Raw genomic sequence first — 23,980 nt, 5'->3', positions numbered from 1 at the left:
GGGTTGAAACCTTAATCGAAAATTGGATATGTTCGTTGCATTGTTCCAGATAGTAACCCAGCTGAGGGAGGGTCAACTTCCACACGTCATATTTGTCTAGGTGGCAATAGTGTGAAAGCTTAAAGAAGATATTCGCCCAATCCACCGGCGGCTTATTGTCATATTCTTCTTCCTCTTGCTCAGTCGTTACATGGACTTTTTTAATCCGTTCAGTCCGATCATGCTGTCGATTATTATTTTTGCAGTCTCAAGGTCAATATACTCCCCAAGATAATCGGCAGTCATATGCTTGTAGTAGGGTTTGAACGCCATAAGCAAAACGTCCATTAATGCATTGAATCTGTCATTTTCATCCTCATCATCAGGGATAAGGTTGGCAATGATTACTCCCGAGTCAATCGAATTTAATTGCTTCATAAGCTTACGGGCATCCAAAAGTCCCAGCGGCGGAATACAGTAGGTTTTCCCATCCCGCAGCCGCACCTTCTCGTCATCTTCAAAAAAGACTTTTTCCCGCATTTCCGCATCCTCCTGTGTCAACAGGTTTGGTTTTTCCTCAGTCGCCCCTTTAGTCACCTGTTCCGCAGACTTATAAGCTCCCGCTGCTGTAAGACCATCCGTTTTTGGAATCGATGTTAATCTATCACTCATCGCGATACCCCCTTTTATTTTCCCCCGTCGTCTCCGAATAACCCATGCCGCAAGGCGAGGGCTTCCCTGTGGACGACTCATAGAACATTCTAAGTAGCAGGCTTAACAGTTTAACAACTGCCATGTAAAAGACTCCCCTGATTGGGGAGTCTCGATAATGGTGTAGATCAACAAACCAGGGTGTTGCTTACACCCGCTTCATAACGTTTGATCGAGCCGAGCTTGCCGTCAGCGCGTTCCGGATCAATGACGGACAATGTCACGCTATGCGTAGATGCTTGTTGACGCTGCGCGTCCAGTGTGAAGTTCGATTTGACGCGGCATTGGTACAATTCCGTCTGATAGCCTTGGATGGTGCCGTCTTTTTGCTCAAATTGGCCATCATGAACAACATGCACGGTCAGTGGCACGTCTTTGGTCGTAATATCCAAAATATCAACAACCTCGTTACGCTTGTAGTTGACAACAACGTCCACGTCCTTCAGCGCGGAGTTGAATTTCAGCGTTCCGCCGCTTACGGTGTATTGATCTTCTGTCGGAACTGGATTTGCCGTTTTCTTTAACAACTTGTTGCCTTTGAGGGTGCGGACGGAGATTTGAGGATCACTGTTCAGAGACGCTCCGTAGGCCAGATCTGCCGTGAATTCCGCACCGCTTTGTTTAACGGTATGCCGTTCCTCCAGAACCCAAACAAAACCATCGGGATCATGTGCAACGCCTTCAAGCGATACGCCATATACAATGGCAACCGTTTTGCCGGCAAGTGCCATATCAAACACGGCAACATCGTTGGTAAACGTTACATCAGCCGACAAATCAGCGCCTCCGATCGTTCCTTCGTATACTTTTGGCGCCGGGGCATTAACTGGCTTTTGATTCAAAGTGGCTTGGTACGGGGATGTGGAAGGAACCGTGATTGTTTCAGTAACCATACTGTATGTCGAGCCGGATACGCCTTCGCGCAGCTTGGAGCCCAACACGAGGCGTACCATATTCAGATCAAATTTTGCGGCTTCCGCCGTAATATCGATCGTTTTTTTGCGAAGCAGTGTGTCCAGAGGGACACTGCTATCGCCGCCTTCAATATCCTGAACATCCAATTGAATATCCAGCCGCATGTTGTTCAGTGTGCCAATGGTAATAAGCTCGTCGCAATTTGGGATTTTGGCCATAAACTTGCCTGCACCCTTAATAATCATCTTTTTATTTTTGTTAGCTGCCATTCCAAAAAGCCTCCTTCTTCATTCTCTTCTTTCCCAATGACAGATGACATTGGGTTAACCGCTTGCTTATCGGTTCTTAATCAATATAAGGTGTTGCGTGACGCTTCTAACAACACTTGCGAATAGTTGAGAATAAAATCGAGGCTAGGTTTGCAATTGATAGATTTCATCGGCATTGGCTATAACTTCTTCCATAAGGCTATATGCGTTGCCTACCGGTTCCACATTTAATCCGAACACATAAACGTCCGTCCCTTGGCCCATAAGTTCCTCAAGGACTTTGTAGCCATTGCTCTCTGTATCAAAAAAGTGGATATCCTTTATCAAAATCGCTTTCAAGCACTGAACTTCCTCCATAAATAAAATTTCATCAAGATAATCGACGGAAATCGCTGACACTTTCCTTCCATCTTCAACCTCTACAAACTCATCGTTCTTCCCCTTCTCAAACGGCTGAAATATCGCTGTCTGATTACCGAGCGAAACCATTCTTTCGTAAAGGTCAATTAGTTTCTCACTTTCACGATTGCCGTCCGCACCTAAATATACAACCAATCGGCCGATGTTTGTTTTCATCATAGTCATCCTCTCGATAAAGATTATTGCTTAATTCCACATAGCGGCCCCATCGTGTTCAACGTTCCGTTTGATTGAATCTTTCATGAGAGCGTCCCTTTCTTCATGCAAGGCCTGCAATTCGTTATGGTTCGGGGTAAAATCTGCAGGCGTCGGCTTGTACTGCCCAGTTCTTCCGGCCTGACCAAAAAACCGTATTCATTCATCACTTTGCCCGTTAGGTCACCAATACAATGCAGACACAGCAAGTCCTCTCCCGCAAGGCGCTCTGCTTTAAAGTTGGCTTTTGCCTTTTCTGTCACGTATCTGATTTCGCACTTGATACATTTGTACATAAAATCCAAAACACGCACCTCCTACTCCCTGGGTTTAAATACCCACTTCCCCCAACAAACTCCTCCAAATAGCTAACTCGATTCATATATAGTTGCTATCGCTTTTACCTGCGTGCAATGAACCGGCCACATGAGCATTTCACCTCATGTTTCAATCTAAGGCAATTGATACATGTCCGAACTTATACATGTACTACGACACCCCATTAGAGAGAAGAAATAAATAAAAATTGAGATGATTAAAAAGTCCTTCTTCACTTGACTTCCACTCCGATTATCGCTATGCTAATTTTCAATTAAAGCATTTATACAGTAGAGGCTGTGAAGAAAACAAGTAACCCGGGGAAAACGCAATGCCCCAGCGAGCCGGCGATTGGTGCAAGGTCCGGCGCATGCGTCCATGGTGAATGGCTTTCTGAGCTTCAATCCGAACCCCCTTGTTGAATGGAACCACTTTTTAGGGGCAGTAGGCGTTGACGGACTCTCCCCCCGTTATCTTTAGGGAGACATGATAACAAACCTCTAACCAGCCAGCATTAAAGATGGCCCCGGTTAGGGAAGGGTTTAGCCGCCTTCGTTTGCGTCATGGATAAGTGCGGCCGAACGGCCGAATAGTGGTGGTACCGCGGAGTTAACGCTTCGTCCCTGTAATAGAGGGGGGCGAGGCGTTTTTTTATTTTTTCAGAGCGATAGTCTCTGCCATTTGCTTGCTCCGCCCTTTTTAAAAATCCAATAGAGACGAGGGAATAAAAATGACCAAACGATTATTATCGGGCATCAAACCAAGCGGCGATTTGAACATCGGCGGTTATATCGGCGCGCTGCGCCAGTATGTGCAGATGCAGAATGAAGGCGAGTGTTACTTTTTTGTGCCGGATCTGCACGCGATAACAGTTCCTCAAGATCCTAAGGAGCTGCGCGAGCGCTCACGCCAAATTGCCGCATTTTATATCGCAGCTGGCGTCGATCCTGTTAAAAATGCGATTTTTATGCAATCCCACGTATCCGCACACGCCGAGCTGGGATGGATTATGGAAACCCAGGCTCACTTCGGCGAGCTGAGCCGCATGACCCAGTTCAAGGACAAATCAGACGGCAAGGACACGGTAAGCTCCGCTTTGTTCACTTATCCCGCGCTGATGGCTTCCGATATTCTCCTTTACCAAACGACTCACGTTCCGGTCGGAGACGATCAGAAGCAGCATCTGGAGCTGACCCGCGATCTTGCGACACGCTTCAATAATCGCTTCGGGGAAGTCTTTACGGTGCCGGAGCCGATCATTCAGGACGTGGGAGCGCGCGTGATGGGGCTTGACGATCCTTCCAGCAAAATGAGTAAAAGCAATCCCAACAAAAGCAGCTACGTTTTGCTGCTGGATGAGCCATCGGTCATTCGCAAGAAGTTCTCCCGGGCGGTGACGGACTCCGACATGAGCGTACGGTACGACTGGGATGCCAAACCGGCCGTCAGCAACTTAATCGAAATTTTCTCCGTATTCGGGGATTTGAGCATTGCTGATGTTGAGAAACGGTTCGAGGGACAAGGTTATGGCGCCTTCAAAAAAGAGCTGGCGGAGGTCGTTGTCGCCAAGCTGGAGCCGATTCAGCAGCGCTACAACGAAATTATCCATTCGGAGGAGCTCGACAACATCCTCAAGGACGGCGCGCGCCGCGCTGCGGAAACTGCGGACAAAACACTGCGGGCAGCAAAAGAAGCGATGGGATTGCTGGTGTTTTAAATAAACCCACTCACCTTGTAAATCATATCGAAAAGAAAAACAGCAAGTACGGGAACCAAGAATTCCCGTCGCTTGCTGTTTTCTTTTGCATGGAACATAAATAGAAGTTTAACTTGGAGCTATTTGCGCTGCCGATTTGCAAACTCCGCCATCGCATCCTTCATGAAAGCGGCAAGCCCTTCGCCGAAGCCGTCGATGTTTTTGGTAAACCGTTCGTCAGCGACATACATTTCGCCCAAGCCCTTGAACATCTCCGGCGTGTAGCTGCCCACCCGGTTCAGCAGACGGTACCACCTCGCAATTCCCTCTTGCGCTTCCGGGGAAGCCGGATCGCTGTGCCTCATTTCCGCCAGAGTTCGGTAAAGCTCATTCATTTCCTCCTGAAATCCGGCCATCTCGCCGCTTTGCTCCATCCCTTTCAGCTTGGCGGCATAAGCGTCAACCGCTTCAGAGCCCCAGCGGTCGCGGGCTTCTTTTTCGTACGGATTTTGGCTGAAATCAAAGCCGGAAAACTTCTCTTTATTTGTCATATCACTCTCTCCTTTAGCGTGTTGAATGCTTTTGTCCACGGTGACCAGAAGCCGGTCCAGCCGATCCCTCTTTTCCATTAGCATCAGACGATGCTGCCGGAGCGCCGCCAGCCGGTCAAAGCCGGGACTATAAATAATGTCTTTAATGGTTTGCAAGGGAAAACCCAGCTCCCGGAAAAACAGAATCTGCTGCAGCAGCTCCAGGTTTTTGCCGGAATAAATGCGATAGCCGGCTTCTGTCGTCCCCTCGGGCACAAGCAGCCCGATTTCGTCATAATGATGCAGCGTGCGCACGCTGATCCCGACCAGGTCCGCAACCTCCTTTACTTTCATCGCATAACCGCCTCCCTTGGTTTTTACTTTAAAATATAACGCTGCGTGAGAGTCAATAGCTTCCCTGCTCTTTTTCCCGGCTCCTGTCTCCGATCCTTCAGAAAAGCTGCGTTTAACCACCTTCATCCACCCACGCCAATCCGTAAATCTCCCTATACAATATAGTAGCTCTAAAGCAAGGAAAGAAAAAACACACAATACTGGAGGGACGACCATTGTCATTGTTAAAGCAGGTTAAAAGCGTGTTGAAAACGAAGGATGTATCGGAATTGATCATTGAATTTGAGGACGGCAGCACTAAGGAGTATTCCATGGAGGCGGGGGGCAAATCCAAGCTGAAGGACTTTCTTCGTTCCATTGATTGGGAGGAAGTAGCCGAAGTGCAGTTTGTTGTCGATGAAGAGGAAGAAGACGAGGACGACGATGATGATGATGACGAGGATGAAGACTAAAGCTTTTTTTTAACGGAATTCTCTTTCCATTGTCATTGCCTGCTCCTGAGACAAAGCGGTCATCCTGCATCAGCGACTATAAATCAACGTCATGCCTCGATCAAAGGCATGGCGTTGCTTTGCTGTATTGCCAAAAAGCGCACTTCAGCCACGAGAATTGAAAAAAAGCAAACCAGCGGGCATGGATGTTCCACCTCGCTGGTTTGCTTTTGATTCATTAATTATGAAAGCCTCTATTGCTCGTCAGCTTGCGCCGCTGTCCTCCGCTTCGCCTGAGGCCGCCGGCTTATCCTTCAACGCCGCCCTCCGTCCCTTCACCGCCGCCAGTTGAGTCGGAGACTGCCTCAATCGGCCTGTTGGAGGCTTCGCTCCATACCTCCTGAACATTTCCTGCAACATGGCTCCAGGTAAAGTGGTCCTCTACGAGCTTGCGTCCGTGTAGCCCCATCTGGCGGGCATTGCCCGCATCGCCGAGCAATCGGTTCAGAGCGCCCGCATATTCTTCCGGGTCCTCGGGATTGCTAATAATGACGCCATTATTATTGCGGATAATTTCAGGGTTGCCCCCTCGCGCCGTCGTTACCAGCGGCAGGCCCGCCGCCATTGCCTCATAATGCACGCGCGCAAGCGGCTCCTCCCAGATGGAGGTGCACACAAACACATCGGCAGCGCAAAACCACTGATGCACTTCGTTTGCTTGCACATATCCCGTTGTCAGGACGGGTATGGGCGATTTTTCGGCAAGTGCCTTCAAGTAAGCGATATAATCGCTGATCCGGTTGTCGCTGTACCAAGCCGCGCCTACGATAACCAGCACTGCATCGGAATGGCGAAGGCTGGACATGGCCCGAATCAGTACATGTGGCCCCTTGTTGCGAGACAGCCGTCCTACAAACAGGATGACTTTTTTGTTCCCAAGCTGATGCTTGGAGCGAATCGCTTCCCGGTCCCTCTGAGCGGATGCAGATTGCTTCCAGGGCGCAAACTTGCCCAAATCGACACCCGAATAGATCGTTCTTATTTTGGGTTCCGCTTGGGGATAATCCCGGCAAATGACGGCTCCGATATAATTGCTGATCGTAATTATGGTGTCCACCCGCTCGACGACCGCCTCCCCTTCCTCCCTGCTTAGTTTCATGGAGTTGAACATGTCGTTATGCATGCTCAGCACGATACGGGTACTCGGCCGTACGGACGCAACAGGCAGCACAAGGCGGGGTCTGTTGAAAATATGAATGACATCGTACGTCTCCTCGTTTTGAGCCAGGTAAGGAATGACATGATCCATGTAAACGTCCAGAAGGCCGTCGGAAGGAAACCTCAAATAGCGTACGCCGCCCCTCGTTTCCTCCTGAGGCAGCTCGGGATCGCTCCGCCCGATGACGGTAATGCTATGCTGCCGGCTTAGCAGCTCGGCAACCCCGCCAATATAAGTCTGGATGGCTCCGCCTCGTATATTGGGAACCGGGAGCTTTTCCGTGCATATCATCAAAATCCTCAAAACACGCCCTCCTCCGCCTGCAATTGGCTATCGGTTTGTGTTGGTTCCGCTGAAAATGCCGACCGGATATACGCCTTTATATAAAGCCCCTTTTTTTGCTTCAAAAGAGGGCCTTTGCGAGAGACGCCGGTCTTCTTCCCGCTTTCGGGTGAACGTTTGACTTTGCGTTTACCCGGAGACATTGCAGCGGGGCTCGCTGCAGACGGCGTTTCCTTCAAGCGTTTACCGGATTTGATGGACTTGCTGGACTTACCGGATTTACCGGACCCGGACTTGCCGTCTTGCTTCCGCTTGCCGTCCCTTGCCTTTTTGTCCGCTTCCCGTCTTGCTTTCTCCTTGCGGCCTTTGCTATCCTGACCCTTGCGTCTCGCCTCGTCCGTTCTCTCCTCCGCTTTAAGCGGCTTTCTGTTTAGGCCGCGGCTTCCGCGTTTTTGGCTTGCGCGCTCCTCTTTGCGCGGCTTGCGCTTGCCGTTTTTCGAGCCGGCTCCTTCGCCGGTGCCCGGCAGAAGCACGGCCTTCCCATCGGGATTGACAACCAGCCGAATGACATTGCGTCCTTCCCGCTTCTCCGTGACTGGCTCCTCCTGCGGAAGCACCCTCCGGCCTCCTTTGGCATAATTGCGGTATGCGTAAGGCGCGCGGATATTCTCCTCTTCGGCGCTGTAGTCTCCGGCAGCATATTTGCTTTTGTCCTTTTCAAGCTCCTTCAGCACTTCCCATTTGTTGGCTTCCGTCGCCAATACGCGGTCGAGAATGGCTCCAAGCTCAGTATCCATAAACTCCACCGGACGAAATACTACTTCCTTGACATGTTTGTAGAACTCATTAGGAAATGCCATATCAATCCACAGCAGCTCGAACGTCTCCTGATCCAGAGGATTGGCGCGATGATAAGCCTCAATAACGCCTCTAATCCAGTTCAGGTCCCAGCTGCCCATATCGTCCATGGTACTTGTAATAATTTTGCGCAAATCACGAATGGCAAGATCGTAGGCGACGCCATCCAGATCGATAACCCAGATGCCGCCTGGTCCCATCTGCCCGTTCGACCAGCCGTAATCCTGGTGGGCAAGCCCCCAATGCGCCTCTCCCTTGGCCACCATTCTTCTGTAAGCCGAGGCCCTGAACCGGACCAGCATTTCCTTGGCCTGACCCTCGAACATGTCCAGCACGCCCAGCAGCTTTTCGCTTGCCGCCGTCTCCCGGTACAGCTGGGCGATATGGCGGAACCATCCGATCTTGGTCAAAATCTTCTCATATTGGCTTTCCCATTTAAAAATACGGGATGAATGGCCTGCCTCCGACGGAGGCACATATCCCTTGGACCAATGGTGAAACTCCCCCAGCCCGTGACAAAGCGTCATGGCGCCCTCCAGATCGATCTTCGCGACCGGAGTCAGCTCCTCGATCCAGTCCGTCACAATCCACAGCTTGCCTCCGGCCACAACCGAATTCGATCCGTCCTTAGTTAATATAATGCCGGGAACCCTGCCTCCGTTCCTCAAAACATATTGTTGGGCGCAGACGCTGAACAAGCTGCGTTGAGGCGTCCGGTGAAGCACCTTCAGGCTTCGCGGCCCCCGATTGGTATCGATACGCCAGATTGCGCCGCCTTTATCCGGCTTTGACGTAATCAGAATCATTGATGATACGCTGATGTCATAGGCTCTGCATACCTCTTGGGCAAGCTTTTCCAATTCAGGCGGTACATATTGCTCCAGATTCAGGCCCGAATTTTCTTCCTCCAGCATGTCGTCCCATGGTTTGATTATATACGGCTCCAACAAGCCAACCTCCATTTCCGTAGTGCAGTAGTCCTATTATGTATATGTTGTAAAAAGAGGGCCCGATATGTATAAAAGTGGAGATTCGCGGATGGGGAGTTGTCCTTGCTCCTATATGGCATAAACAAAAAAACTCCTATTTTCGCCTATCAGACGAAAACAGGAGTAATGCGTTAAACAAATTCCATTCAGCAAAGACGGCCGGATTGCAGTGCGAGGACAGCTTGAAGGATTCGGATGAAGCGAGCAGGCTCTAGCCGCTTCCTATGGCATAAACATCCATCGCGGCCTGCAGCGCCTCTCCCGGGGGAAGAGATACGCCATGACGAAGCAGCGCCGCCTCCAGCGCCCCCAGCGCAAGCAGCACATTGCGCTTGCTGCAGCTATAGCCCATCGTACCGATTCTCCAGATCCGGCCTTTAAGCGGACCGAAGGAGCTGGCGATTTCCAGGCCAAAATGCTCCAGCAGCATCGTCCGGACCGATTCGCCGTCCACTCCGGGCGGAATCCTGACGCAAGTAACCATCGGCATTTTACAGGAAGGGTCGCCGAATAGCTCCAGCCCCATCCCGAGAAGACCCGCTACAAGAGCCGATTCATGCAGGGCATGCCGGGCAAAACGATTCACCAGCCCCTCCTCCAGCGTCAGCCGCAGTCCTTCCCGAAGGGCGTACAGCATCGTGGTTGCTTCGGTATGGTGATTAAGCCTCGCCGGACCCCAATAATCCTGGAGCTGGCTAAGATCGAGATAATTGCTTCTAATCGCCACGAAGCCTTTTATATCCTCCGCATCCTCCATAAGCAGCCCGCGCTCAATCCGCTTGCGCTTCAGAAGAATGGTCTCCACTCGGCTGTTATACGTAACAGGCGCAAGGCCCGCAGGGATCGACAAGCATTTTTGTGTGCCGCCGATCACGGCATCCACCTCCCACGCGTCCACTGCAACCTCCACTCCGCCTATCGTCGCCACGGCATCAACCACCAGCAAAACATCTTGCTCCCGGCATGCCCGTCCGATGCCCTCAAGCGGCTGCAGCCTGCCTGTCGACGTCTCCCCGTGCACTAAAGCAACCAGCTTGGGCCGATGGCGCATTATTCCTTCAATAATTTCCTCCTGTGGAAATACGCCTCCCCATTCCCGCTCCATAACGATTACTTGGGCGCCGCAGCGCCGGGCAATTTCCGCAAGCAAATACCCGAAGCGTCCATAAATCGGCACCAGCACACTATCGCCGGGCTCAATAAGGCTGACCAGCACTGCTTCGATGCCGGAGCGGGATGTGCCGTCAACGGGGTACGCCCACTTATTGGCGGTTTGAAAAACCCCGCGCAGCATCTCCATCGTTTCATTCATAAGCCCGGTGAATTCCGGGTCGAATTGACCCAGAACGGGGTAAGACATGGCGCGCAGAACCCTTGGATCAACCTCCACAGGTCCCGGCGTCATAATGATACGCGGCGATGGAGCCAAATCGCGGTATGCTTTCATCGCCGTTCCTCCTCGTAGCCTAATTGGTACAGCAATGCAGTTAAAGCCAATACTCCTATAGCCAGCTCGCGGGGGGAGGTGTATTCCTGCGGAGCGTGGGAGACGCCGCCCCGGCTTGGAACAAAAAGCATGGCGGAAGGACAAAGCCTCGCCAGCATTTGTGCATCATGGCCCGCACCGCTGCTCATTTCCTTTACCTCAATATTCAAGTCCTCGCAAATGCTCCTCAGCTTCGCGCCAAGCTCCTTGTCCATCGGCACGGGGTCCTCGCGAAACCATTCCCGGCAGCGATAGCCCAGCCCCCTCTCTCCCGCAAGGCTGCTCGCAGCCTCATGAAATCCGGCGCAAAAGCTCTCCAGGGCCGTCCGGTCGGCATGGCGGATATCCACAGTGAAGGCCGCATAACCCGGGACTACGTTAGGAGCATTGGGAGATATCCGTATGGTGCCGGCTGTCGCCACTAGAGGGGGGCCGAAGACCATTGCCTCATGCCTCAGCCTGCTGATGATAGCCGCCGCCCCCTCTAGCGCATCCTTTCTCCTGTTCATCGGCGTTGTTCCGGCATGGCTGGCCTCGCCCGCCACTTCCACTTGAAAACGGCGCTGCCCAACAATGGCATTTACGATGCCAACCTGCTTCCGTTCACTCTCCAGCACAATCCCCTGCTCGATATGAAGCTCGATAAAAGCATCAATATCCCGTCGCTTTGCAGTTAACCCGCTGCCTTCCCCAAATCCGCAGTCTGCCATGGCCTTTGCAAAGAAAATGCCCTCTTTATCTGTTAGTTCAGCCGTCTGACTGAAGGAGCGTTCTCCCGTAATGGCGCCGGACCCCCAATAAGCCATCGGGAAGCGGCTTCCTTCCTCCTCGCACAGCGAAACAACCTCCAGCGCCCTGAGCGGCATGCCGTATTGATCCTTCAAATAACCCAAGGCAACAATACCTGCCGCAATGCCGTACGCCCCATCGTATTTGCCTCCGTTAACTACGGTATCAATATGGGAGCCTGTCATAATGGAGCCTCTTTCCGTCGCTCCCTTCAGCTTGCCGAACAAATTTCCTACTTCGTCGAAGCTTGCCTCCAATCCGGCTTGCTCCATGATCTCTTTTACCGTTTGCTGGCCGGAAAGCCACTCCGGGGTGTACAACAGACGGGTCACACCTTCCCCGTCTGCGGAGCAAGATGCAAGCCGCTCCAGAATCTCCTCCAGCCGCTGCTCAAACTGCACAAGCAAACGCTGCATTTCCGCTTCCTTTAAAGCGCCAAGCCTCATGCCCATCAGCCCCCTCGCTCTTCCACGCCGCCAGGCTTAACCCATCTCCCGCTTCGCTCCGCAGCAACTCCGCCAGCTTTGTCGTATACCCGCTTTCCCCGCACGTATACAGCGGCAACCCGGCATTTCAGCTCTTCGCCGACATACGGGCTATGCTTATGCCTGTGAAGCAGGTGCTCCTTCCCCAGCACATAGCTATCTGCCAAATCGATAATGGCAAGGTCAGCGTCAAAGCCGGGAGCAATTGCTCCTTTTTGACTTAAACCAAAGCGGGCGGCCGGAGCCAGAGACACCATTCCGCTAATGGCGTGCAGCGGCAGCCCCCGTTTGAGATGCCCCTCTCCCACTATCAGCTCAAGAGAGCTCTGCGCGCCTGCAATGCCGCCCCAAGCCTCAAAAAAGCTATCCCTTTCTTTCATGGCGGAAGGGCATGGCGAATGATCGGATGCGATGAGGTTCACCCAGCCTTTTTTCACCGTCTCCCACAGCTTTTCCCGTTCCTCGCCGCTTCGCAGCGGCGGCGCGCATTTGGCAACCGCTCCTTTTGCGGCCAGATCATCCGTTGTCAGCTTCAAATAGTGGGGACAGGTTTCGGCTGTAACATCCAGCCCGCGAAGAGAGGCCTCCCGTATTAGTCCGATGCCCTCGGCGCTGCTGATATGGACAAAATGGACCCGGCACCCCGTCAGCCCGGCATAAATCAAAGCCCGATGAACAGCCTCAAGCTCGGCCTGAATCGGACGCGACGCTGCATAATCAGCCCCCGATGTGCGCCCGCTTCGTTTCATCTCCTGAGCCAGCATGCTTACAATCGGTTCGCTTTCCGCATGCAAGGCTAACACCTTTCCCGTAGCGGCGATTCTTTTCATGCCTTCAAGCAGCGTATAATCATCCGCCTCGCAAAAGGCATCCTCACCCGGGCTCCCAGCAGCCGACATAAAGGCCTTATAGCCGATAACGCCTGCTTCATGCAGCGGAACGATAGACTCCAGCCGGCCAGGCACCAGGCCGCCCCACAAGCCATAATCCACGCTTGAGCGCCCTTCCGCCGCCGCCAGCTTCAGTTGAAGCGCCTCTATCGTAACGGTTGGCGGGACTCCGTTAAGCGGCATATCCAGATATGTGGTTACGCCTCCGGCGGCAAGCGCTGCAGAACCCGTCTCGAAGCCTTCCCAATGACCGAAGCCTGGCTCGTTAAGATGGACATGCGCGTCAATCATGCCCGGCATTACCGTCAATCCTTCTGCGTCCACATAGTCCAGGGCAGGCTGGCCCTTTAATTGTCCCAATCCCGTAATGACGCCGCCGGTAATGCCGATATCCATAACGGCTGTACGGTCCTTCAATACCACGCTGCCGCCCCGAATAACCATATCGAATGATTCCGTTGTCATGGACATCCCACCTCTCCGGCTCCCATATGCTTCATCTTAAGGTTTGGAGATTTCCTTGTCATTGTGCAGGACAACTCAATTTCCGCCCCTCCTTTGAGCGGCTTGCACAACAAAAAAAGCCGTTATTCTTGCCCGGAGCTTCTTCCGGCGCAGGAAAACGGCGTTTTGGTTTAACAACTAAGTCAGGGCTCCCAGATGAGGAATGACCAGCCCTCCATAAGCAAAGGCGGCTACAATAACGAGGGCGGGATGAATTTTGCGAATTTGCATTGCCCAGAAGGCAACCGCCGCGATGAGCAGGCTTTGAATCCAGCCGATCGCCTCAAGCGAGCTTTCTCCCATCTGCCATGTGAGCACCAGCATCATGATGGCTATGACGGGCTGAACCAGCAAGGTCATCCCCTTAACCACCGGCGATTGCCTTCGTTTCTGCAGCGCCTTCAGCATAATAACTAGCGCAACCGCTGAAGGAACGATGGTAGCGATAAGCGCCGCCAACACTCCTACCCAGCCTGCCGCCTGGTAACCGGCGTAGGTCGCCAGCTTGGTTGCTATAGGCCCCGGAAGCGCATTGCCAAGCGCCAGTACATTGGAAAACTCAGCCGGCTCCACCCAGTGGTAGTTCGTGACCATTTCCCGGTACATCAGCGGAATCGAAGCCGGACCGCCGCCATACCCCAGGACGTTGGCTATAAAAAATCCTACTATAAGCCGGTATAGCTCAATCCATTCCATGGGTTGCGCCCTCCTTCTCCCCGGCCGCCGGACTATTCAAGCCCTTTGACCGCGCGCTTCCCGACGCCTCATTTTCATCTTTTTTACGCTGCTTGCGGACTTCCCTTCGCTTCTTCCAGGTATCCGCCATTCGCATATGGAAAGCGCCATAAATCAGAAAGACCATAATAACAATGGCGGGATGGATAGACAGCAGCTGCAGCATGCCAAAAGCAACGGCAAACAAGGCTGCGCCCATATATACGCCAAGCCCCTTCACGGCCTTCTCCCCGAATTCGTACGCCATAACGCCCAGCATAACGGCTATAACGGGGATTACCGCGCCTATCATGCCCTGAACATAAGGCGAATCCTTCAATGATTGTACAGCGGACAAAAGACCTACCATCGCCAGCGTCGAGGGCAGAATATGAGCTATAACAGCTAAAACCGCTCCCGCTGCCCCTTTGACCCGGTAGCCCAGATAAGCCGCCATTTTCGTCGCGATAGGTCCGGGAAGCGCATTGGCAAGCGCCAATATTTCGCCAAATTCATCATCGTCGATCCATTTGTAGTATACAACCGCCTCATAACGGATGATCGGAATAACAGAGGGCCCGCCCCCGTATCCCAAAATGCCTGTCTTGAACATGGCCCATGCCAATTGGGCATGCGGGCTCGTCAGCTTCAGCATACCAGTCAAATTTCTAAGCTTGCTTATTCTCATTCCGCTATAGCCTCATTCCCATCCGGCTTTTGTACCGGTTGATCAGCACCTGGCAATCGACGCCCATAATACCCGGCAGCATGTACAGCTTTTCCTTAAGGAAGGACTCCATCTCGGCGTTGCTGCGGAACAAGCCGTGCATATGCAGCTTGCTAGGGCCCGTCATATGGTACAGGCTGGTGACAAACGGCTCCGTCGACAGACGATCGGCAACCTCGTGCAAATATTTGGGCTCCACCTCGACGTTAAAAAAAGCCGATACGGCAATGCCTATCCGTTCCGGGTTGATCACGGCCGTAAACCGTTCGATAACGCCGCTTTCCTGAAGAGCATTCACCCTCGCCTGCACCGCTACGCGCGACAGTCCGACTTTTTTGGCCAGCTCCGTGTAGGATATTCTGCCGTTTGCGTTCAATTCCTTTATAATTTGACGATCCGTTTCGTCCAGATCCACTGTGCTGCCGTCTCTATGCTCCGTCTCACTCATTCCTTTCCATTCCAAACGGAATCAAAAATCCTATTTTAATTGCAATATGTACTAATATAAAGCTGAAAACATACATTATCAATGATTTTTTTCATTTTCCCTTACTTATGTATTGCACCCGTTCAGGGATGATGCTATGGTAGGAAAAAGTTTGACGGTAGATAATATCTCAACCTACACTTAAACAACAAGAAAGATTGTACGATAGTTCACTCAAAATACTATTTGCTGCACCGCAATGCCTACAACTTGTATGGAATATCGTACAAAAATAAAGGATCACCCCCTCTGAATAAGTAATGTTGTACGATTTATCGTACAACACGAGCCTAATGGCATTCAGAAGCACACTTTTTATACGTATATTCACACAAAATGCAAAAGCAATGAAGATTCAGCAGGCAGGACCCGCACGAGGCTGTGTGATGCAGGGCGTAATGCAGTAAATTAAAAAGTACATGCAGTACATGCAGTAGTACGTAATAATCTTTCATTATTTCTTGGGGAGTGTGGACAGAATGAGCTCTTCGGTTATCGGAAAGGACGCCATGGTAGTCAGCCCGCATCATTTGGCGACCGAGGCGGGAGCAAGAATTCTGGAGCAAGGCGGCAATGCCTTTGATGCCGCTGTAGCCGTCAGCGCAGCTCTTGCTGTTGTATATCCCCATATGACGGGCCTTGGCGGAGATTCCTTCTGGCTGACCTATCATGCAGGGGAAGGCCGGATACGCGGCTACAATGCCAGCGGCAGATCGGGCTATCGCGCTACGCTTCAAGCCTATGGGGGGCAAAGCTCAATTCCCAGCAGAGGCATTCCCTCCATTGTCACTGTCCCCGGAATGGTGGATGGCTGGGATGCTGTACACAGCGCCTATGGAAGCCTGCCATGGGGCGAGGTGTTGTCTCCCTCCATCGTCTATGCGGAGGGAGGTTTTCCCATGACTGTCGATCAGCATCGCAATGCCGCCGAGCATCTGGATATGCTGCTGCTTACTGCGGAGACGGCAGCAACCTACGCCCCCTCCGGCCAAGCCCCGGCCCCCGGCACATCTTTCCGCCAGCCCATGATGGCGGCTGTACTGCGCCGGATCGCGGAAAAAGGCAAGGAGGATTTTTACAGAGGCGAAACAGCAACAGAAATCACGCGTTTTTTGCAGCGGAACGGCGGCTTGCTGGGAATGGATGATTTCGCCGACCATCACGGCGATTGGGTGGAGCCGCTAACCGGTTCCTATCGGGGCTATAACGTATGCCAGATGCCGCCTAATTCGCAAGGGTTTGCCGGCATTATGGCGCTGAATATACTGGAGCCATTTGATTTGGCGGCGCTTGGACACGGCACCTATGAGTATTATCATCTGTGCGTGGAGGCCCTTAAGCTAAGCTTCCGCGACCGCGATGCTTACCTGACCGATCCCGCTTTTTATACGGTGCCCCTGGCACGGCTGCTGGACAAAGGATATGCGGCGCAGCTGGCGGCTTCCATCGAGCTATCTCGTGCAAGCGTTCAAGCTGAGTCGAAGCCAACGGGCTCGGATACGGCCTATGCGGCTGTCGTGGACCGGGACGGCAATGCCGTCTCTTTTATTCAAAGTCTGTATTTTGAATTTGGATCAGGTGTTGTAGCGGGCAATACGGGGATTTTGCTGCAAAACCGGGGTTCCTATTTTTCGCTGAACCCTCACCATGTCAATGCTCTGGAACCCGCCAAACGAACCTTCCATACGCTTATGCCGGCAATGGCTCTGCGCGACGGAAAACCATCCATTCTATACGGCACGCAAGGCGGCGAAGGACAGCCGCAGACGCAAACGGCCCTGTTGACTCGTATTGTAGATTTTGGGATGGACCCCCAAAAGGCCATCGACGAGCCGCGCTGGGTGTGGGGACGAACATGGGGGGAAGCCACGCGGGAATTGAAGGTGGAAAGCCGCATAGCGCCTCAGGTGCGGCAGCGGCTTGAGGAGGCTGGTCATATCGTCCGGACTGTCAAGGAGTGGGACGGCGTCATGGGCCATGCACACGCCATCGTGAGGGATGAGCAAGGATGTCTCCAGGGCGGAGCAGACCGCCGAAGCGACGGAAGCGCCATCGGCTGGTAGAAAACCAGCCAATGGCGCTTGAAGAGTCGAAGAATAATTAAGTCGTCAGTGTCAGCCAGCGACAGTCGGATATCGACTGCTGTTTTAGTGTATCAGGTTCAGCCAACTGCGCCGCCCGGATACCAGCTCCCATTTTCGCCTACATGCCTGGAGCGCGGGGCTGCTCCCGCTTGCGTCCATGGCCTAGCCAGGTCACCGAACGGATAAGCTTTTCCGCCGGCCCCATCTTGAAGCGGCGCAAATACAAGCCGCTGGCCCAGGCTTGCAGGCCAAAAAACGCAATCGCCAGCAAACAGCCGATGGCCGTGCCGAGCTTGCCGAACAGGCCAAGGCCGTAGCCGTAAAAGATCAAGACGCCAAACACCGTTTGCAGCAAATAGTTGGACATAGACAGCTTGCCAACGCTGATCAGCCCCGTCCGCCATGCGGCAGGCTTTTCATTTTGCCGGATAAACAACAACGCAAAAGCAAATACATACCCCAGCGCCAAAACGGTGCCTCCCAAAGTATGCAGGCTGCCCCCAATGCCCAGCTGAGGCCAAACCACCTTAACCGCCTTTAAGGCAATGCCCGCCGGAATCAGAATAGCCGCAATTCTGACATACAACCTTTTTTCCTCCGCAGGCTGATGGAACAGCCTCGCCTTTGCCGCCGCCATGCCAAACATAAACATTGAGGAAATTAAAATCGGAATGAACAGCCAGTTGAAGATAAAGATAATCCGGCTAAACGGCCCCGCTCCAAGCTCCAGCCGGAAGCTTTGAATAGCGGAATATCCCCCATTCTGGTACACATTCATGGAGTCTCGGGCAAAATCCTCCCAGTTAACGCCCGGAAGAGCAGTGCTGCCCGCGCTTCCGTAGGTCATCAGGCTGAATAGCGACAGTACGCTAATGCCAACGATGATTAATGCCTTAGGCTTAACCTTCAGGAAAGCAAGCAGCAAAAAGCCGGACAGACCGTAGGTAGCCAAAACATCGCCTTCCCATAACAAAAGGAAATGAAGGAGTCCCGCTGCCAGCAGGAACAAAAAACGCCTGATCAAAAAGGGATACGGCGATAAACCCCGCTGCTCCAGATTTTGCGACATTTTGATTGTTCCAAAGCCGTACAGAAAAGCAAAAATAGGCGCAAAGCTGCCCTTTACCAATATAAGAACCGCCGAATAAACGGCCTCATCGAAGGACGAAAGCTCAAAAAAAGAAATGATTTCGGATTCCCATATGCCGTATTGGAAAGCCAGCGTATTGGCAAGCAGGATGCCCAGCAGGCTGAGCCCCCGAATGCCGTCGATTCCGATTAGACGATTGGTTTGATTACTGATGTTCAACACCCCGTTAGTTAATGATTTTAGGGGACCTTTGAACGTGCAAATGATGTGCCCCTGCATGATTATACCAGAATTGGGGCTTCGCTGCTTTACCGTTGCTCCGGGGGAGCTAGAGCGGCTCTTCAAGCTCGATCAACTACATGCGACTGGTCTTAATCGTTTGTTATTCGATAGGATTCCACTATTCCGTCCTCTGAAAAATAAAGCCTTAACAGGCTGTCATCCACGCCCAGAGAGGCTCTGCCCAAATAGTAGACGAATTGCCGCTCTTCTTCCTCTTCCTGCTTGCTGCTCGGCTCGCCAAGAAGCTCTACAATTTCGTCCTCGGTCATGCCCTTCAGCTCATGCTTTTTCTGCAAGCTGCCCATCATGCTGCCGCGCTCTTCGGGATTTTCGCTCCACTTCTCTCCGTCAAAGGCTTTATCGCAAGCCGTCAGAGAGAAAACCAGAACTAATGTAAACAGAAGCTTTACCCATGCTTTCATGCCTTCTTTCCTCCTTTTCAACAATGCTCTAGCCTCAAACGTCTCTGTACAGGGCAAGCACTCGGCGTATCGCGCCTGCACTAAATATCTCTGCGCAAAGCGCTGAGCACATCAATGGCGGTTGCGCGTTTGGCCGGCCGATAACCCGACAGCATGGCTACAACCAACGAAATCGAGCAGGCTAGCAGCGCCAGATAAGCCGGAATGATGGAGAAGCGGAAGCCCTCCGGCAGCTTCTCTCCCATTGCCATGGAGACCAGGGCGGGCAATCCGGCGTTTACCGCTACGGATATGCCATAAGCAACAACTGTGCCGAACACCGCGCCGATGATGCCAATCATGGCGCTTTCCAGCAGAAATACCCTTTTGATGACGGAGGGATGTGCGCCAATGGCCTTCATAATGCCGATATCCTGAGCGCGCTCGGTTACGGCCATCGTCATCGTGTTAAAAATGCCGATTGATGCAATCAGTACTGCAATTGCTCCAACAAATATCAGCCCTATTTTCAAAATCAGGAAAAATACATTAATCTGCGACACCTCGTCAGCCACCGAATAGACATAATAGCTTTTTTCGCGAAGAGTGTCCGAAATCCCTTTTACATCAGAGGCTTTGTCCGCAACGACGGTAACTCCGCCAAATTGCCGCGGCTCTCCGGCTTTAGGAATTTCCGATAGCCTCTGCTCCAGCTGTTTCGGGTCGGGCGTTTCGTCAAAATAAGGTATTTCTCCGGCCAAGGTACCTGTTACAGCTTCAATTTGCCCAATCAGCCCTTCACCGATATAAATGGCCTTATCCTCAATCCATTCCCGCTTCGGCTCATTCCAAACGCCCACAATGACAGCATCCAGCTCTTTGGTCGCAAGCTTCCCTCCATCATAGTGGTCCACATGCAGCTTGACCACCTGCTCCAGCCTATCCGCTGCTTTGGAGACACCCTCATCATTGACGCCAAAAACATTGTAGCCAACAACAATTTCGTTGTCCTTTTCCGGCCATCTGCCCGCGCTAAGCGTTGTTCCCGACTGCTGCTCGGCGTTAAAATCGACCATAAGCATCCGGTCGTTGTCGATAACGGCGCCATTAGCCTTTATAACTATAGGCTGGTTGACCCAATACTTGAATGTAACGGCTTTAACCTTGGGAATTGAATGAAAATACTGGATATCCTCGCTGTGAATACCCTGGTTATCATTAACATCCCTATCCTTGCCCGGCACCTCGATCGACGTAACCAGACGATCTCCCACGATCCGGTCCACGATGCTTTTTTGCACGCCAAAGCCAACGGAGGCCAATACGATCAGAAAGGCGCAGCCCATTGCCGTAGCCAGAATCGTCATAAACAGTCTTGTTTTATTGCGCTTCATATTTTGCCGGACAAATTGGAGCTGATCTCCAAGCTTCATATCCCTACCCCTCCCTGAACGGAACCCGAAACCGGCACCGGATGCTGTACGGCCCCATCCCTCAGGCGCAACGTCCGGTTGGCTATGGCAGCCACCTGTTCATCGTGCGTAATAATGACAAAGGTAATGCCGAGCTCATGGTTCAATTGACGGATCATGGTTAACAGGCTTTTTTCGTTTTCGCTGTCGAGGCTGCCTGTGGGTTCGTCCGCCAATACGATTGGCGGCTCCATGACCAACGCTCGGGCAACCGACACCCGCTGCTGCTGGCCGCCGGACAGCTCGCCGGGGTAATGGGTCATATATTCCGCCATGCCCACCTGCTCCAGCAGCTCCTCTGTACGCCGTTTTCGAAGCGCCTTGTCAACCCCCTTCAGTACCAGCGGCAATTCTACATTTTCGGCAGCGGTCAGTCCCGGGATCAATTGAAAGCTCTGAAAAATAAAGCCGTAATTCGCCAGCCGAAAATCCGCCCATTGCCCCTCCGTCAAGCCAGTGACATCCTGACCGGCAACCACAATTCGACCTTCCGTTGGACGAATATAGCCCGACATCAGGTTGAGCAGCGTGGACTTTCCCGAACCGCTTCGCCCAACAATCGCCATAATCTCTCCTTTTTCAACCTGAAGATGAATATTCTTCAGGACAGGCACTACCTTTTCCTTGGCTCGTTTGCCGATCGTAAATTGATGACTGATTCCCGACATTTGTATCATCATGACAAAAGCCTCCCGTGTTTTTTTTACATATCCACATGCTATCATCCAGTGTATAAGTTGATCTAAAGAAAACCTTAAGATAAGCTGTAGAAAACCGGAATTTACATAAATACTTTAAAAAGTAAAAATGAAAGTTCAAAAAGTCCGGTTTTCAGTGCCGAGAAGATGGGATGAAGCTAGAAATCGAGAACCGGAGCGTAGTGGGAGCTACGTGAGGCTCGGAGATTTCGGCTGAATGCCATATTCGAAGCTGACCATGCCGCTAGGCATGTCTCGCAATGGAAAGCGGACTTTTTGAACCACATCATACAATCAAGTTCAAAAAGTCCGGTTTTCAGTGCCGAGAAGATGGGATGAAGCTAGAAATCGAGAACCGGAGCGTAGTGGAAGCTACGTGAGGCTCGGAGATTTCGGCTGAATGCCATATTCGACGCTGACCATGCCGCTAGGCATGTCTCGCAATGGAAAGCGGACTTTTTGAACCACATCTACAAAGGGGGAATTGGCGGTGAAGCTGGATAGACTACTCGCCATTGTCATATTGCTGCTTAACCGCCGGATGGTGCAGGCCAAGGAGCTGGCAGAGCGATTCGAGGTTTCTGTACGGACTATCTACCGGGATATCGAAGCTATTAACCAAGCTGGCATCCCTATTGTTACCTACCAGGGAAGCGGCGGCGGGATTGGATTAATTGAGGGCTTCAGACTGGATCACAATGTGTTGACGGGGGATGAGCTGGCTTCAATCCTGACAGCGCTGCACAGCATATCCACCTCCTATCCCGATCCCAAAAGCAGGGAGCTGGTGGAGAAGCTGAATAGCATTGTGCCTCCAGAGCAGGAGGCAGCGCTCAGGCAAAAAGCAAGCCAGGTTTTATTCGACTTCTCCCATTGGGGCGAAAACAGTGTACTGGAAAAGCAATTGTCCCTCCTGAAGGACGCAATCGGACAAAATCAGATCGTTAAATTCCACTACCGCAACAGCCGCGGCGATTCCACAAGCCGCTGTGCGGAGCCGCATACTTTGGTCTGGAAGGGACGAGAATGGTACCTGCAAGCCTTTTGCCGTTCCCGGAACCAATTCCGCCTATTTAAGCTGCAACGAATAAAAAATTTGGAAGCAGCTCCGGAATACTTTGTCCGTAAGGAACTGCCGCAGCAAGAACACGGCGGCATTGGGCGCGATTGGATCAACGACAGCAACCGGATCGATTTGACGCTGCGGATTTACGACAGTCTGGGGGGACAAGCTGAGGAATGGTTTCACGCAGAAGAGCTGGAATCCCATCCGGATGGCGGATGGATTGTACGCAAGTCCTATCCCGAGAATGATTGGCTTTACGGCTTTATTCTGAGCTTTGGACCGCAGATGGAGGTACTTGAGCCGGAGCGGCTGCGGATTCTTATCCGGGATCGCGCAGAGCGCATTGCCGGTTTATACAGAGGACGTTCGCAATGAACAAGACGGATCGCATGTTAGCCATCGTGCTGGAGCTCCAGCGCCACAAGATATTGCGCGCGGAAGACCTGGCGGCAACCTTTGAAACAAGCGTCAGAACGATTTATCGGGATATTCAGGCTTTAAGCGAAGCAGGAGTAGCCATTATCGGCTCTCCGGGTCAGGGATATTCATTGATTGAGGGGTATTTCCTGCCTCCTGTCAGCTTCACTGCCGAAGAAGCGGTTGCGCTGCTTCTGGGAACCGATTTTATTGAGCAGTGGTTTGATTCCCGTTATGCTGGCCATGCCCAAACGTCAAGAAGAAAGCTTGAAGCTATTTTGCCAGAGGCTGTTGCCAATGAATCCTCTCAAATTCGCAAGAACTTTCGGATGTTTACTTCACCCAGGAATCAATTGCAAACTCATGAAAGAGCCAATCTGGAAGTGATTCACAATGCGATGCTGGAGACACGGAAAATTAGCTTTCATTACAACAAAAGAGTTGCGGAAGCTGACGGAAATACCCGAAGCGTCCGTACGGCAGCCCCGTATGGCCTCGTATTCATGCAAGGGTGGGTGCTTGTTGCCTGGTGCGAGCTGCGCCAAAGCATCCGGCATTTTCGGCTATTGCGAATGACTGAACTTGCTGCGTTGGAGGCTGAATACAAGCTGCCCGAGGATTTTAGACTGGCCCAATACAAACCGCCGGATGACCGCCATCTTCTTGTAAAAGTCCTCATTCGGCATGAAATAGCCGACCAAGCGCGGGAAACAGGCAGTTATTATTTGGAGACGATGGAGGAAAAGGAAGACGGCTGGCTGGCGACCCTTCGCGTGCGTCAACCCGAGGAGCTTCTTCAGTGGCTGCTTGGGTTCGGAAGCGGGATGGTTGTGCTGGAGCCGGAGGTTTTACGGGAGCGGGTTAAAAACGAGCTTCAAAATATGCTTAAGCGCTACTGACATAATGGTGTCAGTAGCGCTTTTGTATAGTTGGATATAGGAATGTTTTTAGCATCCAACTACAAGGAGTGAGTTAGCCGTGACTGCAACAGAAAAAGCGATGCACAGCCTGCAGGAAACTATAGCCTTTTACATCAGGGAGGTTGAGCCGTTCAGCTTGGGAGAGTTACACAAAAAGTCTAGCGAAGACGTATGGTCAATCGGGCAGATGATTCAGCATCTCATTCAATCCGCACAGATGCCTATGCTTGACCCACAATGCTTCCAAAAAACTGGATGTTGAAAACATAGCTACCCAACGAAGGTTCTCTCCGTTATGATGG

General features: G+C 52.0%; 22 protein-coding genes. 5 read left to right on the top strand and 17 right to left on the bottom strand.

The window, feature by feature from the left end; genetic code table 11:
• Nucleotides 1–186: 186 nt before the first annotated feature.
• The 4 genes from A7K91_RS04395 to A7K91_RS04385 all read right to left on the bottom strand — a co-directional run bounded on the left by A7K91_RS04395 (nt 187) and on the right by A7K91_RS04385 (nt 2,453).
• Entirely contained in the window at nt 187–651 is a 465-nt protein-coding gene (locus A7K91_RS04395; RefSeq protein ID WP_068680061.1) for a DNA polymerase III subunit gamma/tau, read from the bottom strand.
• Nucleotides 644–775 carry a hypothetical protein gene (locus A7K91_RS27255; RefSeq protein ID WP_281198611.1) on the bottom strand — a complete coding sequence of 44 codons (132 nt, stop codon included), beginning with the start codon at nt 773–775 and terminating at the stop codon, nt 644–646. Before A7K91_RS27255 ends, A7K91_RS04395 begins: the two co-directional genes overlap by 8 nt.
• A 43-nt stretch (nt 776–818) precedes the next feature.
• Entirely contained in the window at nt 819–1,874 is a 1,056-nt protein-coding gene (locus A7K91_RS04390) for a hypothetical protein (protein WP_068680059.1), read from the bottom strand.
• Nucleotides 1,875–2,018: 144 nt separating this feature from the next.
• Nucleotides 2,019–2,453, bottom strand: coding sequence for a hypothetical protein (locus A7K91_RS04385; RefSeq protein WP_068680057.1), 435 nt, complete (start codon nt 2,451–2,453; stop codon nt 2,019–2,021).
• A gap of 1,084 nt (nt 2,454–3,537) precedes the next feature.
• Here A7K91_RS04385 and trpS point away from each other — a divergent pair.
• Nucleotides 3,538–4,524: a tryptophan--tRNA ligase gene (gene trpS, locus A7K91_RS04375; RefSeq protein WP_068680056.1), complete on the top strand. Its 987-nt coding sequence runs from the start codon at nt 3,538–3,540 to the stop codon at nt 4,522–4,524.
• A 119-nt stretch (nt 4,525–4,643) separates the two neighbouring features.
• On the opposite strand, the gene A7K91_RS04370 is transcribed toward trpS, so the two are convergent.
• On the bottom strand, nt 4,644–5,387 hold the full coding sequence (locus tag A7K91_RS04370; RefSeq protein ID WP_068680301.1) for a MerR family transcriptional regulator: 744 nt from the start codon (nt 5,385–5,387) through the stop codon (nt 4,644–4,646).
• Between the two features lie 215 nt (nt 5,388–5,602).
• Here A7K91_RS04370 and A7K91_RS04365 point away from each other — a divergent pair, with 215 nt between their 5' ends.
• Complete coding sequence (locus A7K91_RS04365) at nt 5,603–5,839, top strand: hypothetical protein (RefSeq protein ID WP_068680053.1); 237 nt, start codon at nt 5,603–5,605, stop codon at nt 5,837–5,839.
• A gap of 286 nt (nt 5,840–6,125) precedes the next feature.
• On the opposite strand, the gene A7K91_RS04360 is transcribed toward A7K91_RS04365, so the two are convergent.
• The 8 genes from A7K91_RS04360 to chrS form a co-directional block, all read right to left on the bottom strand.
• Entirely contained in the window at nt 6,126–7,340 is a 1,215-nt protein-coding gene (locus tag A7K91_RS04360) for a glycosyltransferase family 4 protein (protein WP_068680051.1), read from the bottom strand.
• Nucleotides 7,337–9,124, bottom strand: a complete 1,788-nt coding sequence (locus A7K91_RS04355) for a CotS family spore coat protein (protein ID WP_068680049.1) — start codon at nt 9,122–9,124, stop codon at nt 7,337–7,339. Before A7K91_RS04355 ends, A7K91_RS04360 begins: the two co-directional genes overlap by 4 nt.
• Nucleotides 9,125–9,377: 253 nt before the next feature.
• Nucleotides 9,378–10,613, bottom strand: a complete 1,236-nt coding sequence (locus A7K91_RS04350; RefSeq protein ID WP_068680047.1) for a pyridoxal-phosphate-dependent aminotransferase family protein — start codon at nt 10,611–10,613, stop codon at nt 9,378–9,380.
• A complete protein-coding gene (locus A7K91_RS04345) occupies nt 10,610–11,887 on the bottom strand; it encodes a Zn-dependent hydrolase (RefSeq protein WP_245697241.1) in 1,278 nt (425 codons plus the stop codon). Before A7K91_RS04345 ends, A7K91_RS04350 begins: the two co-directional genes overlap by 4 nt.
• A gap of 5 nt (nt 11,888–11,892) precedes the next feature.
• A complete protein-coding gene (gene allB / locus A7K91_RS04340; RefSeq protein ID WP_068680298.1) occupies nt 11,893–13,281 on the bottom strand; it encodes an allantoinase AllB in 1,389 nt (462 codons plus the stop codon).
• 177 nt (nt 13,282–13,458) lie between these two features.
• Complete coding sequence (chrA, locus tag A7K91_RS04335) at nt 13,459–14,016, bottom strand: chromate efflux transporter ChrA (RefSeq protein WP_068680045.1); 558 nt, start codon at nt 14,014–14,016, stop codon at nt 13,459–13,461.
• On the bottom strand, nt 14,003–14,689 hold the full coding sequence (gene chrB / locus A7K91_RS04330) for a chromate efflux transporter ChrB (RefSeq protein WP_068680296.1): 687 nt from the start codon (nt 14,687–14,689) through the stop codon (nt 14,003–14,005). The genes chrA and chrB overlap by 14 nt, the downstream gene beginning before the upstream one ends.
• A gap of 37 nt (nt 14,690–14,726) precedes the next feature.
• Nucleotides 14,727–15,209 carry a chromate efflux transcriptional regulator ChrS gene (chrS, locus tag A7K91_RS04325; RefSeq protein WP_068680043.1) on the bottom strand — a complete coding sequence of 161 codons (483 nt, stop codon included), beginning with the start codon at nt 15,207–15,209 and terminating at the stop codon, nt 14,727–14,729.
• 518 nt (nt 15,210–15,727) lie between these two features.
• Between chrS and ggt the strand changes: the two genes are divergently transcribed.
• Complete coding sequence (gene ggt, locus A7K91_RS04320) at nt 15,728–17,311, top strand: gamma-glutamyltransferase (protein ID WP_068680041.1); 1,584 nt, start codon at nt 15,728–15,730, stop codon at nt 17,309–17,311.
• A gap of 139 nt (nt 17,312–17,450) precedes the next feature.
• Here ggt and A7K91_RS04315 read toward each other — a convergent pair whose 3' ends face one another.
• The 4 genes from A7K91_RS04315 to A7K91_RS04300 all read right to left on the bottom strand — a co-directional run bounded on the left by A7K91_RS04315 (nt 17,451) and on the right by A7K91_RS04300 (nt 21,254).
• The gene (locus A7K91_RS04315) at nt 17,451–18,641 is read right to left on the bottom strand and encodes a DUF418 domain-containing protein (RefSeq protein WP_169833371.1); all 1,191 of its coding nucleotides are present in this window, start codon (nt 18,639–18,641) and stop codon (nt 17,451–17,453) included.
• Between the two features lie 152 nt (nt 18,642–18,793).
• Entirely contained in the window at nt 18,794–19,126 is a 333-nt protein-coding gene (locus tag A7K91_RS04310) for a hypothetical protein (RefSeq protein ID WP_068680039.1), read from the bottom strand.
• An 80-nt stretch (nt 19,127–19,206) separates the two neighbouring features.
• Nucleotides 19,207–20,538, bottom strand: a complete 1,332-nt coding sequence (locus tag A7K91_RS04305; protein WP_068680036.1) for an ABC transporter permease — start codon at nt 20,536–20,538, stop codon at nt 19,207–19,209.
• Nucleotides 20,535–21,254, bottom strand: coding sequence for an ABC transporter ATP-binding protein (locus A7K91_RS04300; protein WP_068680293.1), 720 nt, complete (start codon nt 21,252–21,254; stop codon nt 20,535–20,537). Before A7K91_RS04300 ends, A7K91_RS04305 begins: the two co-directional genes overlap by 4 nt.
• A 511-nt stretch (nt 21,255–21,765) precedes the next feature.
• Here A7K91_RS04300 and A7K91_RS04295 point away from each other — a divergent pair.
• Nucleotides 21,766–22,716, top strand: coding sequence for a helix-turn-helix transcriptional regulator (locus A7K91_RS04295; protein ID WP_068680034.1), 951 nt, complete (start codon nt 21,766–21,768; stop codon nt 22,714–22,716).
• On the top strand, nt 22,713–23,657 hold the full coding sequence (locus A7K91_RS04290) for a helix-turn-helix transcriptional regulator (RefSeq protein WP_068680032.1): 945 nt from the start codon (nt 22,713–22,715) through the stop codon (nt 23,655–23,657). The genes A7K91_RS04295 and A7K91_RS04290 overlap by 4 nt, the downstream gene beginning before the upstream one ends.
• Nucleotides 23,658–23,980: the final 323 nt, after the last annotated feature.

Origin of the sequence: Paenibacillus oryzae, from assembly GCF_001675045.1 — a bacterium.
In the GTDB taxonomy this organism is placed as follows: domain Bacteria; phylum Bacillota; class Bacilli; order Paenibacillales; family Paenibacillaceae; genus Pristimantibacillus; species Pristimantibacillus oryzae.
Note: the sequence above shows the minus strand (reverse complement) of the source record. Positions and strands in the feature narration are given on the sequence as shown.